Annotated in this window: 24 protein-coding genes; all 24 read right to left on the bottom strand. The window is 66.5% G+C overall.

The genetic code is table 11. The features are described 5' to 3' along the window. Positions 1 to 93: 93 nt before the first annotated feature. The 24 genes from rpsK to rplB all read right to left on the bottom strand — a co-directional run bounded on the left by rpsK (position 94) and on the right by rplB (position 12,666). Positions 94 to 498: a 30S ribosomal protein S11 gene (rpsK, locus tag OF819_RS09215; protein WP_003948617.1), complete on the bottom strand. Its 405-nt coding sequence runs from the start codon at positions 496 to 498 to the stop codon at positions 94 to 96. A 68-nt stretch (positions 499 to 566) separates the two neighbouring features. After that, positions 567 to 947 (bottom strand): 30S ribosomal protein S13, encoded by a 381-nt coding sequence (gene rpsM / locus OF819_RS09210; protein ID WP_240135336.1) that lies wholly within the window; start codon positions 945 to 947, stop codon positions 567 to 569. Positions 948 to 1,163: 216 nt separating this feature from the next. Continuing rightward, the gene (gene rpmJ, locus OF819_RS09205; RefSeq protein ID WP_003956441.1) at positions 1,164 to 1,277 is read right to left on the bottom strand and encodes a 50S ribosomal protein L36; all 114 of its coding nucleotides are present in this window, start codon (positions 1,275 to 1,277) and stop codon (positions 1,164 to 1,166) included. 59 nt (positions 1,278 to 1,336) lie between these two features. Further along, a complete protein-coding gene (infA, locus tag OF819_RS09200; protein ID WP_003956442.1) occupies positions 1,337 to 1,558 on the bottom strand; it encodes a translation initiation factor IF-1 in 222 nt (73 codons plus the stop codon). Between the two features lie 227 nt (positions 1,559 to 1,785). Next, positions 1,786 to 2,622, bottom strand: a complete 837-nt coding sequence (map, locus tag OF819_RS09195; protein ID WP_267242901.1) for a type I methionyl aminopeptidase — start codon at positions 2,620 to 2,622, stop codon at positions 1,786 to 1,788. Positions 2,623 to 2,744: 122 nt separating this feature from the next. Then, a complete protein-coding gene (locus OF819_RS09190; protein WP_267242900.1) occupies positions 2,745 to 3,404 on the bottom strand; it encodes an adenylate kinase in 660 nt (219 codons plus the stop codon). Then, positions 3,404 to 4,723, bottom strand: a complete 1,320-nt coding sequence (gene secY / locus OF819_RS09185; protein WP_267242899.1) for a preprotein translocase subunit SecY — start codon at positions 4,721 to 4,723, stop codon at positions 3,404 to 3,406. Before secY ends, OF819_RS09190 begins: the two co-directional genes overlap by 1 nt. 234 nt (positions 4,724 to 4,957) lie before the next feature. Continuing rightward, positions 4,958 to 5,413 (bottom strand): 50S ribosomal protein L15, encoded by a 456-nt coding sequence (rplO, locus tag OF819_RS09180; protein ID WP_267242898.1) that lies wholly within the window; start codon positions 5,411 to 5,413, stop codon positions 4,958 to 4,960. Positions 5,414 to 5,415: 2 nt separating this feature from the next. Continuing rightward, positions 5,416 to 5,598 (bottom strand): 50S ribosomal protein L30, encoded by a 183-nt coding sequence (rpmD, locus tag OF819_RS09175; RefSeq protein ID WP_017949649.1) that lies wholly within the window; start codon positions 5,596 to 5,598, stop codon positions 5,416 to 5,418. After that, complete coding sequence (rpsE, locus tag OF819_RS09170; RefSeq protein ID WP_267242897.1) at positions 5,598 to 6,203, bottom strand: 30S ribosomal protein S5; 606 nt, start codon at positions 6,201 to 6,203, stop codon at positions 5,598 to 5,600. The genes rpmD and rpsE overlap by 1 nt, the downstream gene beginning before the upstream one ends. A gap of 41 nt (positions 6,204 to 6,244) precedes the next feature. After that, positions 6,245 to 6,628, bottom strand: coding sequence for a 50S ribosomal protein L18 (gene rplR, locus OF819_RS09165; protein WP_267242896.1), 384 nt, complete (start codon positions 6,626 to 6,628; stop codon positions 6,245 to 6,247). A gap of 3 nt (positions 6,629 to 6,631) precedes the next feature. After that, entirely contained in the window at positions 6,632 to 7,171 is a 540-nt protein-coding gene (gene rplF / locus OF819_RS09160; protein WP_267242895.1) for a 50S ribosomal protein L6, read from the bottom strand. Positions 7,172 to 7,192: 21 nt separating this feature from the next. Then, complete coding sequence (rpsH, locus tag OF819_RS09155; protein ID WP_267242894.1) at positions 7,193 to 7,591, bottom strand: 30S ribosomal protein S8; 399 nt, start codon at positions 7,589 to 7,591, stop codon at positions 7,193 to 7,195. Between the two features lie 223 nt (positions 7,592 to 7,814). Further along, positions 7,815 to 8,000 (bottom strand): type Z 30S ribosomal protein S14, encoded by a 186-nt coding sequence (locus tag OF819_RS09150; protein ID WP_003956452.1) that lies wholly within the window; start codon positions 7,998 to 8,000, stop codon positions 7,815 to 7,817. A gap of 5 nt (positions 8,001 to 8,005) precedes the next feature. Beyond that, positions 8,006 to 8,563 carry a 50S ribosomal protein L5 gene (rplE, locus tag OF819_RS09145; RefSeq protein ID WP_240135344.1) on the bottom strand — a complete coding sequence of 186 codons (558 nt, stop codon included), beginning with the start codon at positions 8,561 to 8,563 and terminating at the stop codon, positions 8,006 to 8,008. After that, the gene (gene rplX / locus OF819_RS09140) at positions 8,563 to 8,886 is read right to left on the bottom strand and encodes a 50S ribosomal protein L24 (protein ID WP_267242893.1); all 324 of its coding nucleotides are present in this window, start codon (positions 8,884 to 8,886) and stop codon (positions 8,563 to 8,565) included. Before rplX ends, rplE begins: the two co-directional genes overlap by 1 nt. Positions 8,887 to 8,888: 2 nt before the next feature. Next, a complete protein-coding gene (rplN, locus tag OF819_RS09135; protein ID WP_003956455.1) occupies positions 8,889 to 9,257 on the bottom strand; it encodes a 50S ribosomal protein L14 in 369 nt (122 codons plus the stop codon). A gap of 103 nt (positions 9,258 to 9,360) precedes the next feature. Beyond that, positions 9,361 to 9,645: a 30S ribosomal protein S17 gene (gene rpsQ, locus OF819_RS09130; RefSeq protein WP_240135346.1), complete on the bottom strand. Its 285-nt coding sequence runs from the start codon at positions 9,643 to 9,645 to the stop codon at positions 9,361 to 9,363. Then, positions 9,645 to 9,869, bottom strand: coding sequence for a 50S ribosomal protein L29 (rpmC, locus tag OF819_RS09125; protein ID WP_030759371.1), 225 nt, complete (start codon positions 9,867 to 9,869; stop codon positions 9,645 to 9,647). The genes rpsQ and rpmC overlap by 1 nt, the downstream gene beginning before the upstream one ends. After that, a complete protein-coding gene (rplP, locus tag OF819_RS09120; RefSeq protein ID WP_267242892.1) occupies positions 9,869 to 10,288 on the bottom strand; it encodes a 50S ribosomal protein L16 in 420 nt (139 codons plus the stop codon). The genes rpmC and rplP overlap by 1 nt, the downstream gene beginning before the upstream one ends. Positions 10,289 to 10,293: 5 nt before the next feature. Further along, a complete protein-coding gene (gene rpsC, locus OF819_RS09115; protein WP_267242891.1) occupies positions 10,294 to 11,136 on the bottom strand; it encodes a 30S ribosomal protein S3 in 843 nt (280 codons plus the stop codon). Continuing rightward, entirely contained in the window at positions 11,136 to 11,483 is a 348-nt protein-coding gene (gene rplV, locus OF819_RS09110) for a 50S ribosomal protein L22 (RefSeq protein WP_197991940.1), read from the bottom strand. The genes rpsC and rplV overlap by 1 nt, the downstream gene beginning before the upstream one ends. Positions 11,484 to 11,535: 52 nt before the next feature. Beyond that, complete coding sequence (gene rpsS, locus OF819_RS09105) at positions 11,536 to 11,817, bottom strand: 30S ribosomal protein S19 (RefSeq protein ID WP_240135349.1); 282 nt, start codon at positions 11,815 to 11,817, stop codon at positions 11,536 to 11,538. A gap of 12 nt (positions 11,818 to 11,829) precedes the next feature. Then, positions 11,830 to 12,666, bottom strand: a complete 837-nt coding sequence (gene rplB / locus OF819_RS09100) for a 50S ribosomal protein L2 (RefSeq protein ID WP_267242890.1) — start codon at positions 12,664 to 12,666, stop codon at positions 11,830 to 11,832. Positions 12,667 to 12,674: the final 8 nt, after the last annotated feature.

Here is a 12,674-nt window from a genome sequence, read left to right as displayed (position 1 = left end):
CGCCCGGAACACCCAGGTGAAGCGACGCGCATCAGACGCGACGGCGTGCGTGCGCGCGCGGTTCACCTCCGCTCGCGCGGAGAGCGCACCGCGTCAGACGCGGCGGCGCTTCGGCGGGCGGCAGCCGTTGTGCGGGGTCGGGGTGACGTCCTGGATCGAGCCGACCTCAAGGCCGGTGGCCTGGAGGGAGCGGATCGCGGTCTCACGGCCGGAGCCGGGACCCTTCACAAAGACGTCGACCTTGCGCATGCCGTGCTCCTGCGCGCGGCGCGCGGCCGACTCGGCGGCCATCTGCGCGGCGAACGGGGTGGACTTGCGCGAGCCCTTGAAGCCGACGTGGCCGGCGGAGGCCCAGGAGATCACGTTGCCGGTCGGGTCCGTGATCGACACGATCGTGTTGTTGAACGTGCTCTTGATGTGCGCGTGGCCGTGAGCGACGTTCTTCTTTTCCTTGCGGCGCACCTTCTTGGCTGCGCCCTGACGTCCCTTGGGGGGCATCCTTTTACTCCTACGGGGAGGTGGTCGGTCCTACAGCGAAGACCGCTGATGAGCGTCCTGGCTGCGGACTACTTCTTGCCCGGCTTCTTCTTGCCGGCGATGGCGCGACGCGGGCCCTTGCGGGTACGGGCGTTCGTGCTGGTGCGCTGACCGCGGACCGGCAGGCCACGGCGGTGACGCAGACCCTGGTAGCAGCCGATCTCGACCTTGCGGCGGATGTTGGCCTGGATGTCGCGGCGGAGGTCACCTTCGGTCTGGAAGTTGACGTCCACGTACTCGCGGATCTTGACCAGGTCCTCTTCGGCCAGGTCACGAACACGGGTGTTGGGGTCGACACCGGTGGCGGCGAGGGTCTCCTGGGACCGGGTGCGCCCGATGCCGAACACGTAAGTGAGGGCGACCTCGATGCGCTTGTCGCGCGGGAGGTCAACGCCTTCAAGGCGTGCCATTCATGGCTCCTGTTGCTATGCGGAGGTCTTCAGCAGAGCCGCTCCACGGCCGCCGACCCTCCCCGTGAGGAGAGTGGTACGGCCTGGTCCCCGGCCTCCGCCGGAGGTGTCGCCGGCCGTTGTGCGGTGCACTGGCCAGGCGGGCCCTGCGTATGTACATGTGGTGCGTCGCGCGAAGAACTGCGATCTCGCGTGCGAGGCGGTGATGGTCGTGCGTCAGCCCTGGCGCTGCTTGTGGCGCAGGTTGTCACAGATGACCATGACCCGGCCGTGGCGGCGGATCACCTTGCACTTGTCGCAGATCTTCTTGACGCTCGGCTTGACCTTCATGGGATGTGAGGTTCTCCGGGTCAGTGTCCACGCCCCGTAGGACAGGGCGCCGACAAGATCTACTTGTAGCGGTAGACGATCCGTCCACGCGTCAGGTCGTACGGGGAAAGCTCCACGACGACCCGGTCGTCCGGAAGGATACGGATGTAGTGCATCCGCATCTTGCCGGAAATGTGCGCGAGGACCTTGTGACCGTTTTGGAGCTCCACCTTGAACATGGCGTTCGGGAGGGACTCGATCACGGTGCCCTCGATCTCGATGGCACCTTGCTTCTTGGCCACGCTTCGCCCTTCGGATCGGCTACCTTGATCAGCTCCCGCGGGACCGCTTCCCATGTGAGGGCATGCGGATACACGAGAGCCGACGCATCAGTCTACGTGAGGCTCCCGGAAAAGACGAATCCGGGGAGTCTGCCCAACGTACAAGATTCTTAAGCTGTGGGTGTACGGAGCACGGGGGGCCTTAAGCCAAAAGAGGCACAGGCTCGGCCCGAGGGGTGTACCGGCGCTCAGCCCAGGGGGTCCGGCGCCGCGGTCACGCCCAGTTCCGCGAGCTTCGCCTTGCCTCCGTCGACCGCCGTCAGCACCAGCGGACCGTCCTCCGTCAGCGCCACCGAGTGCTCCCAGTGCGAGGACCAGGTGCCGTCCGTCGTGATGACCGTCCAGTCGTCCTCAAGGACCTCGGTGTGCGGGGTGCCCAGCGAGACCATCGGCTCGATGGCCAGGCAGAAGCCGGGGACCAGCTTCGGACCGCGCCCGCGCTTCCGGGTGACGTAGTTCAGCAGATGCGGGTCCATGTGCATCTCGCTGCCGATGCCGTGGCCCCCGTACTCCTCGATGATCCCGTACTTGCCCGTAGCCGGCCGCGGCTGGCGGCGGATGTACGTCTCAATGGCGCGCGAGATGTCGACCAGCCGGTTGCCGTTCTTCATCGCGGCGATGCCCGCCCACATCGACTCCTGGGTCACCCGGGAGAGCTCGATCAGCTCCGGGGCGTGCCCGGAGCCCACGAAGGCGGTGTACGCGGCGTCGCCGTGCCAGCCGTCGACGATGGCGCCCGCGTCGATGGAAATGATGTCGCCGTCCTTGAGGACGACGTCCTCACTGGGGATGCCGTGGACGACGACCTCGTTGACCGAGGTGCAGATGGTCGCGGGGAACCCGCCGTACCCGAGGAAGTTCGACTTCGCCCCATGGTCGGCGATCACCTTGCGGGCGACCTCGTCCAGATCCCTGGTCGTGGCGCCGGGGACCGCCGCCTCGCGGGTCGCGGCGTGGATGGCGGCGACGACCAGCCCCGCCTCGCGCATTTTCGCGATCTGCTCCGGGGTCTTGATCTGCACCATGCCTCTGCTGCCTTCCGCCATCGTCGTGTCTGCTCAAGCCTCGCCGGGCTCCGTGCTCATGTGCTCAACAGTACGGCCGCGGCGTCCAGCGGACACCGCGGCCGTACCGGGAAAGACTCGCCTCAGTCCTGGCCGGACTTCTTCAGCGCCTCCATCGCCCGCTGCGTCACCTCGGTGACCTTGCCCAGCGCGGAGATGGTGACCACCAGGCCCTGGGCCTTGTAGTAGTCGATGATCGGCTCGGTCTGCGTGTGGTAGACCTCAAGCCGCTTGCGGACGGTCTCCTCGGAGTCGTCGTCCCGCTGGTAGAGCTCGCCGCCGCAGACGTCGCAGACGCCCTCGGTCTTCGCCGGGGAGTACGTCACATGGAAGACATGGCTGGAGTCATTGCGGCAGATCCGGCGGCCGGCGATCCGCTTGACCACCTCGTCCTCCGGGACCTCCAGGTCCAGCACCGCGTCCAGCGTCATGCCCTCGGACTTCAGCGTCGCGTCGAGCGCCTCGGCCTGCGAGACATTGCGCGGGAAGCCGTCCAGCAGGAAGCCCTGCTCGGCGTCCGGCTCCTCCATGCGGTCCTTGGCCATGCCGATGGTGACCTCGTCCGGCACCAGATCGCCCGCGTCCATGTACGCCTTGGCCTTGAGCCCCAGCTCCGTGCCCTGGCTGATGTTGGCGCGGAAGAGGTCGCCCGTGGAGATGTGCGGGATCGACAGGTTCTCGGCAAGGTACGCGGCCTGCGTTCCCTTGCCGGCGCCCGGAGGCCCGACGAGGACGATTCGCATCAGCGGAGGAACCCTTCGTAGTTGCGCTGCTGGAGCTGGCTCTCGATCTGCTTCACGGTCTCCAGACCCACACCCACGATGATGAGGATGCTTGTCCCGCCGAAGGGGAAGTTCTGGTTTGCGCCGCCGAAGCCTGCCAACGCCATCGTCGGCACAAGAGCGATCAGGCCCAGGTACAGCGAGCCCGGCCAGGTGATCCGGTTGAGCACATAGCTCAGATACTCAGCGGTCGGTCGGCCAGCCCGGATGCCCGGGATGAAGCCACCATACTTCTTCATGTTGTCCGCGACGTCCTCGGGGTTGAACGAGATCGCCACATAGAAGAAGGCGAAGAACACGATGAGGACGAAGTACGTGGCGATGTAATACGGGTGGTCACCCCGTACGAAGTGCGCCTCGATCCACCGCTTCCAGGCCGAGTCCGAGTTGGAGAACTGTGCGACGAGCGCCGGGATGTAGAGCAGCGACGAGGCGAAGATGACGGGAATCACACCCGCCTGGTTCACCTTCAGCGGGATGTAGGTGGAGGTTCCGCCGTACGAACGGCGGCCGATCATGCGCTTCGCGTACTGGACGGGGATACGGCGCTGGGCCTGTTCGACGAAGACGACGAGCCCCACCATCACAAAGCCGATCAGGATGACCGTGCCGAACTCGATCCAGCCCTGGGCGAGGCTGCCGCTCTTCTTGATGGCCCACAGCGCGCCGGGGAAGCCGGCGGCGATGGAGATGAACATCAGGATGGACATGCCGTTGCCGATGCCGCGGTCGGTGATCAGCTCGCCGAGCCACATCACGGCGGCGGTGCCCGCGGTCATGGTGATCACCATGACGACGGTGGTGAAGATCGACTGGTCCGGGACGATCTGGTCGCGCACCGGGCAGCTCGGGAAGAGCGCGCCGCTGCGGGCGGTGGCCACCAGGCCGGTGCCCTGGAGCACGGCCAGGGCGACGGTGAGATAACGCGTGTACTGCGTGATCTTCGCGGTGCCGGCCTGGCCCTCCTTCTTCAGGGCCTCCAGGCGCGGGATCACCACGGTCAGCAGCTGCAGGATAATGCTCGCCGTGATGTACGGCATGATGCCGAGCGCGAAGATGGTGATCTGCAGCAGCGCTCCACCGCTGAACATGTTCACCAGGCCGAACAGGCTGTTGTTGCCTCGCGAGGCCGCGTCGACACAGATCTGCACATTCTGATAGCTGACGCCGGGGATCGGGATGTGGGACCCCAGCCGGTACAGCACGATGATGGCGAGCGTGAAGAGCAGCTTCTTGCGCAGGTCGGGCGTCTGGAACGCCCGGGCGAACGCGGTGAGCACGGTGCCTCCTGCGACCCCCGCGCTACTGCGTCAGAGGTGACGGTCTTGAGGATCGACGAATATTTGTCAGTTAGCGGTCAATGACGGCCCCGTGGCCCAAGTGGGCACACAGGGCTGAAGTTAACAGTGCACGCCACCTTACCGGCGACCGTGCCCCCCTAGGAACGACCAACCGGGGATGCCCCTTTTGCGAGGCATCCCCGGTAAGTGTTCACGCCATCGAGTCGGCTCGGATCAGACGAGCTCGGTGACGGAGCCGCCGGCGGCGGCAATCTTCTCCTTGGCGGAGCCGGAGACGGCGTCAACCGTCACCTGCAGCGCCACGGAGATCTCGCCCTGGCCAAGGACCTTGACGAGGCTGTTCTTGCGCACCGCACCCTTGGCGACCAGGTCGGCCACGGTGACCTCGCCACCCTCGGGGTAGAGGGCCGCGAGCTTGTCCAGGTTCACGACCTGGTACTCGGTGCGGAACGGGTTCTTGAAGCCCTTGAGCTTCGGGAGGCGCATGTGGAGGGGCATCTGCCCACCCTCGAAGCGCTCCGGAACCTGGTAGCGGGCCTTGGTGCCCTTGGTGCCACGACCGGCCGTCTTACCCTTCGACGCCTCACCACGACCGACACGGGTCTTGGCGGTCTTGGCGCCCGGGGCGGGACGGAGGTTGTGGATCTTGAGCGGGTTCTGCTCCGCCATGATCAGTCGACCTCCTCGACCGTCACGAGGTGGCGGACGGTGTGCACCATGCCGCGGAACTCAGGACGGTCCTCCTTGACGACCACGTCGTTGACCTTCTTCAGGCCAAGCGAACGCAGCGTGTCACGGTGGTTCTGCTTGCTGCCGATGTACGACTTCGTCTGCGTGATCTTGAGGCGGGCCATTACGCACCCGCCCCGGCACGCGCACGCAGCAGAGCCGCGGGGGCGACGTCCTCAAGCGGCAGACCGCGGCGGGCCGCGATCTCCTCGGGACGCTGCAGGCCCTTCAGGGCCGCCACGGTCGCGTGCACGATGTTGATCGCGTTGTCGGAGCCAAGCGACTTCGACAGCACATCGTGGATGCCGGCGCACTCAAGCACCGCACGCACCGGGCCGCCGGCGATAACGCCGGTACCCGGGGAAGCCGGGCGCAGCAGCACCTGACCGGCAGCGCAGCGCTCCTCGATCGGGTGCGGGATGGTGCCCTGGATACGGGGGACCTTGAAGAAGTGCTTCTTGGCCTCCTCAACGCCCTTGGCGATGGCGGCCGGCACCTCCTTGGCCTTGCCGTAGCCGACACCCACGGTGCCGTCACCGTCGCCCACCACGACCAGCGCGGTGAAGCTGAAGCGACGACCACCCTTCACAACCTTGGCGACGCGGTTGATCGCGACGACGCGCTCAACGTACGCGGTCTTCTCGGCGGCAGCTGCGCCGCCGTCACGGCCCTTCCGGTCCCGCCGCTCGCCGCCACCGGCACCGCTTCCGCGGCGCTGGGGTCCAGCCATTGGATTTACCTCTCTCTTTTCCGCTAGCTACGACAAGCGGCTCAGAACTTGAGCCCGGCTTCGCGGGCGGCGTCCGCCAGGGCGGCGATGCGCCCGGCGTACTTGTTGCCACCGCGGTCGAACACGACGGCCTCGACACCCGCGGCCTTGGCACGCTCGGCGACCAGGGCGCCGACCTGCTTGGCCTTCTCGGACTTGTCGCCCTCGCCACCGCGGATGGACGCGTCCAGGTGCGACGCCGACGCCAGGGTGTGGCCCTTGCTGTCGTCGATGACCTGAGCGGTGATACCGCGGTTGGAGCGCGTGACGACCAGGCGAGGACGCTCGGCCGTGCCCGACACCTGCTTGCGGATGCGGATGTGGCGGCGCTTCTTGGCAGCGCGCTTGTACGCGTCACCCTTAGCGATCTTCACACCGTATGCCATGGCTTACTTACCCGCCTTTCCGACCTTGCGGCGGATGACCTCGCCCGCGTACTTGACGCCCTTGGCCTTGTACGGGTCGGGCTTGCGCAGCTTGCGGATGTTCGCGGCGACCTCGCCGACCTTCTGCTTGTCGATGCCCTCGACCGAGAACTTGGTCGGCGACTCGACCTTGAAGGAGATGCCCTCGGGGGCCTCCACCAGGATCGGGTGGCTGTAGCCGAGCTGGAACTCCAGGTTGGAGCCCTTCGCGGCAACGCGGTAACCGACACCGCTGATCTCGAGCGCCTTGGTGTAACCCTGGGTCACGCCGGTGATCATGTTCGCCACCAGCGTGCGGGACAGGCCGTGCAGGGCCTTGTTCTGACGCTCGTCGTTGGGGCGGGTCACCTGGAGGGTGCCGTCCTCGCCCTTAACAATCTCGATCGGCGCAGCGACGGTGTGGCTCAGGGTGCCCTTGGAACCCTTCACCGTGACCGTGCGGCCCTCGATGGTGACGTCCACACCGGCGGGAACCTGGATGGGGAGCTTGCCGATTCGCGACATGAGCTTTTCCTCCGTTCCCGACTACCAGACGTAGGCGAGGACTTCCCCACCCACGCCCTTCTTCTGCGCCTGCTGGCCGGTCAGGAGGCCGTGGGACGTGGAGATGATCGCCACGCCCAGGCCGCCGAGCACCTTCGGCAGGTTGTTGGACTTCGCGTACACGCGCAGACCCGGCTTGGAGATGCGCTTGATGCCGGCGATCGAACGCTCCCGGTTGGGGCCGAACTTCAGCTCCAGGACGAGGTTCTTGCCGACCTCGGCGTCCTCGACCCGCCAGCCGGTGATGAAGCCCTCCTGCTGGAGGATCTCCGCGATGTGCGACTTGATCTTGCTGTGCGGCATCACGACGGTGTCGTGGTATGCCGAGTTCGCGTTCCGCAGACGCGTGAGCATGTCTGCGATCGGATCAGTCATGGTCATGAATTGGCCTTCGGCCTCTCTCGCCGGGGTTTCCTGTCTGTGCCATCCCTCTCCCCGATCCGAGACGGGACGGGTGCGGCACGGGGACCTACGGCGTAGTAAGTCGGTAGGGGCGGCGGACGCCCAACCCCGCAAGCCTACGGCATGCGGGGCGGGGCTCCGCCGACCCAGTTGCTTACCGAGAGCGTCTGGTCATCCCTGTACTGCCTTGCGGCGTACGGGATTACCAGGAGCTCTTGGTCACGCCCGGCAGCTCGCCGCGGTGAGCCATCTCACGGAGGCACACACGGCAGAGGCCGAACTTGCGGTACACGGAGTGCGGACGACCGCAGCGCTGGCAGCGGGTGTACGCACGCACGCCGAACTTGGGCTTGCGAGCAGCCTTCGCGATCAGAGCCTTCTTCGCCATCTCGCTTACGCCTCCTTGAACGGGAAGCCGAGGTGACGGAGGAGCGCGCGGCCCTCAGCGTCGTTGGTCGCCGTGGTCACCACGGTGATGTCCATACCCCGGACGCGGTCGATCTTGTCCTGGTCGATCTCGTGGAACATGACCTGCTCGGTGAGACCGAAGGTGTAGTTGCCACGGCCGTCGAACTGCTTGGGGGACAGACCGCGGAAGTCGCGGATGCGCGGCAGCGCGAGCGACAGGGTGCGGTCCAGGAACTCCCACATGCGGTCGCCACGGAGCGTGACGTGGGCGCCGATCGGCTGGCCCTCGCGCAGCTTGAACTGCGCGATGGACTTGCGGGCCTTGGTCACGGCGGGCTTCTGGCCGGTGATCGTGGCGAGGTCCTTGATGGCGCCCTCGATCAGCTTGGAGTCGCGGGCGGCGTCGCCCACACCCATGTTGACCACGATCTTGACGAGGCCGGGGACCTGCATGACGTTCTCGTACTTGAACTCGTCACGCAGCTTGTCCACGATCTCGCCGCGGTACTTCGCCTTGAGGCGCGGCGTGGTGGTGGTCGTCATCAGATGTCCTCACCCGTCCGCTTGGCAACGCGGATCTTGTTGCCGTTCTCGTCGAAGCGGTAACCGACACGGGTCACGACCTTCTTGCCGTCCTTCTCCACGACGAGCGATACGTTGCTCACGTGGATCGGGGCCTCGACCGTGATGATGCCGCCGGCCTGGGAGGCGCGGCCCGGCTGGTTCGCCTTGGTGTGCTTCTTGACCCGGTTGACACCCTCGACCAGGACGCGGTCCTCGCGGGGGAAGGCCGCGATGACCTTGCCCTGCTTGCCCTTGTCCTTGCCGGTGATGACCTGAACCAGGTCGCCCTTCTTGATCTTCATGCTTACAGCACCTCCGGCGCGAGCGAGATGATCTTCATGAACTTCTTCTCGCGCAGCTCACGGCCCACGGGGCCGAAGATACGGGTGCCGCGAGGGTCGCCGTCGTTCTTCAGAATGACGGCGGCGTTCTCGTCGAAGCGGATGTACGAGCCGTCCTGACGGCGGCGCTCCTTGACGGTGCGAACGATGACCGCCTTGACGACGTCACCCTTCTTCACGTTGCCACCGGGGATCGCGTCCTTGACGGTGGCGACGATGACGTCACCGATGCCCGCGTAGCGGCGACCGGAGCCGCCGAGCACACGGATGCAAAGGATTTCCTTCGCACCAGTGTTGTCGGCGACGCGCAGTCGCGACTCCTGCTGGATCACGTCTATCTCCTGATTGTCTGCCGGTTCCCGACAGGGGCCCTCTGTCGAGGCGGCCCCTGCCGAGCCTGGCGGAACGAACTCGAAGGGTTACCCCTTCAAGCGATTACTTGGCCTTCTCGAGGATCTCGACGACGCGCCAGCGCTTGGTCGCGGACAGCGGCCGGGTCTCCATGAGGAGGACGCGGTCGCCGACGCCCGCGGCGTTCTGCTCGTCGTGCGCCTTGAGCTTGTTGGTACGGCGGATGACCTTGCCGTACAGCGCGTGCTTGACGCGGTCCTCGACGGCGACGACGACGGTCTTGTCCATCTTGTCGCTGACGACCAGACCCTCACGGGTCTTGCGGAATCCGCGCTGCGTCTTCTCTTCAGTCACGTTGCTCTCGCTCATCAGGCGTTCTCCACCGTCTCGATGCCCAGCTCGCGCTCACGCATCAGGGTGTAGATCCGGGCGATGTCCTTGCGGACGGCCTTCAGCCGGCCGTGGTTCTCGAGCTGGCCCGTCGCCGCCTGGAAGCGGAGGTTGAACAGCTCTTCCTTGGCCTCGCGAAGCTTGGCAACAAGCTCCTCGTTGCCCAGCTCGCGCAGCTCGGACGCCTTGGTACCGGCCGACATCACGCTTCACCTGCCTCGCGCTTGACGATCTTGCACTTCATCGGCAGCTTGTGAGCCGCACGGGTGAGCGCCTCACGCGCGATCTTCTCGTTCGGGTAGGACAGCTCGAACATCACCCGACCGGGCTTCACGTTCGCGACCCACCACTCGGGGGAACCCTTACCGGAACCCATGCGGGTCTCGGCGGGCTTCTTGGTCAGCGGGCGGTCCGGGTAGATGTTGATCCAGACCTTGCCGCCACGCTTGATGTGACGGGTCATGGCGATACGAGCCGCCTCGATCTGGCGGTTCGTCACATACGCCGGGGTCACCGCCTGGATGCCGTACTCACCGAACGCAACCGTGGTGCCACCCTTGGCCATACCACTGCGCTTCGGGTGGTGCTGCTTGCGGTGCTTGACCCTACGGGGGATCAGCATTTCGGTCAGGCCTCCGTTCCGGTGCTCTCAGCCGGAGCGGCAGCGGTGGCGGGAGCCTCAGCCTTGGGGGCCTCGGCAGGCTGCTGACCGCTCTGGGCCCCCTGCTGCTGCGGCTTGCGGCCGCGACGCTCGCCGCGGCCACCGCGGGCCGGGCGGTCGGCGCCGCCGCGGGCCGGGCGGTTGCCGGCGCGGGCAGCGGCGTTCTCTGCGCGGACCTCGGCGATGTTCTTGACGTCGCCCTTGTAGATCCAGACCTTCACGCCGATGCGGCCGAAGGTGGTCTTGGCCTCGAAGAAGCCGTACTCGACGTTCGCGCGGAGCGTGTGCAGCGGCACACGGCCCTCGCGGTAGAACTCCGAGCGGGACATCTCGGCGCCGCCGAGACGGCCACCACACTGGATCTTGATGCCCTTGGCGCCCGCCTTCATGGCCGACTGCATGCTCTTACGCATGGCGCGGCGGAAGGAGACGCGGGAGGACAGCTGCTCGGCGACGGCCTGGGCCACCAGCTGAGCGTCCACCTCGGGGTTCTTGACCTCGAGGATGTTCAGCTGGACCTGCTTGCCGGTCAGCTTCTCCAGCCGGCCGCGGATCTTGTCGGCCTCCGCGCCGCGGCGGCCGATGACGATGCCCGGGCGAGCGGTGTGGATGTCGACGCGGACGCGGTCACGGGTGCGCTCGATCTCCACCTTGGAGATGCCGGCGCGCTCCATGCCGGACGTCAGCATCCGGCGGATGGCGACGTCTTCCTTGACGTAGTCCTTGTACAGCTTGTCGGCGTACCACCGGGACTTGAAGTCGGTGGTGATACCGAGCCGGAACCCGTGCGGGTTTACCTTCTGGCCCATTACCGGGTTCCTTCCTTGCTGCTGACGACCACGGTGATGTGGCTGGTCCGCTTGCGGATCCGGTAGGCACGGCCCTGGGCGCGCGGACGGAACCGCTTCAGGGTCGGGCCCTCGTCGACGTACGCCTCGCTGATGTACAGCGTGGAGGCGTCCGTGTGGTCGTAGTTGTGCGCGGCGTTGGCGATGGCGCTGTCCAGCACCTTGCCGACCGGCACGCTCGCGGCCTGCGGGGCGAAACGCAGGACCGCCTGAGCCTCCGTGGCGTCCATGCCACGGATGAGGTCCACCACGCGGCGGGCCTTCATGGGCGTGACGCGGATGTACCGCGCCTGGGCCCTGGCTTCCATGGTTGTCCCTTCAGTGTCTGACACGTTCGTCATAGTCGGTTTCACCCCGCACTTAGCGGCGCTTCGACTTCCGGTCTTCCTTGACGTGGCCTCGGAAGGTGCGGGTCGGCGCAAACTCGCCGAGCTTGTGGCCGACCATCGACTCGGTGACGAACACCGGGACGTGGGTCTTGCCGTTGTGCACCGCGATCGTGTGGCCCAGCATGGCCGGGACGATCATCGAGCGACGGGACCAGGTCTTGATGACGTTCTTGGTGCCGGCTTCGTTCTGGACATCCACCTTCTTGATCAGGTGGTCGTCGACGAAGGGCCCCTTCTTGAGACTGCGCGGCATCTAAACCCGCTCCTAGCGCTTCTTGTTCGTCTTGCGGCGGCGGACGATGTACTTGTTGCTCGCCTTCTTGGGAGAACGAGTACGACCCTCCTTCTGACCCCAGGGGCTGACCGGGTGGCGACCACCGGAGGTCTTGCCCTCACCACCACCGTGCGGGTGGTCGACCGGGTTCATGGCGACACCGCGGACGGTCGGGCGGACGCCCAGCCAGCGCTTGCGGCCTGCCTTGCCCCAGTTGATGTTCGACTGCTCGGCGTTGCCGACCTCGCCGATGGTGGCGCGGCAGCGGACGTCGACCAGACGGATCTCGCCGGACGGCATGCGCAGGTGGGCCATGGAGCCCTCCTTCGCCAGCAGCTGCACGGAGGCGCCGGCCGAGCGGGCGAACTTCGCGCCGCCGCCGGGCCGCAGCTCGATGGCGTGGATGGTCGTACCGACCGGGATGTTGCGCAGCGCCAGGTTGTTGCCCGGCTTGATGTCCGCGCCCGGACCGTTCTCGACGCGGTCGCCCTGGCTCAGGCCGCGGGGCGCGATGATGTAGCGCTTCTCGCCGTCCGCGTAGTGCAGCAGCGCGATGCGCGCGGTGCGGTTGGGGTCGTACTCGATGTGAGCGACCTTGGCCGGCACGCCGTCCTTGTCGTGACGACGGAAGTCGATCACGCGGTAGGCGCGCTTGTGGCCGCCGCCCTGGTGACGGACGGTCACACGACCGGTGTTGTTACGGCCGCCCTTGCTGTGCAGCGGGCGGACCAGCGACTTCTCCGGCGTGGACCGCGTGATCTCGACGAAGTCGGCGACGCTGGCGCCACGACGGCCAGGAGTCGTCGGCTTGTACTTGCGGATACCCATTTCTCAGT

Source organism: Streptomyces sp. PR69 (assembly GCF_026420845.1).
Classification (GTDB): domain Bacteria; phylum Actinomycetota; class Actinomycetes; order Streptomycetales; family Streptomycetaceae; genus Streptomyces.
This window is presented reverse-complemented; position numbering and strand designations above follow the sequence as displayed.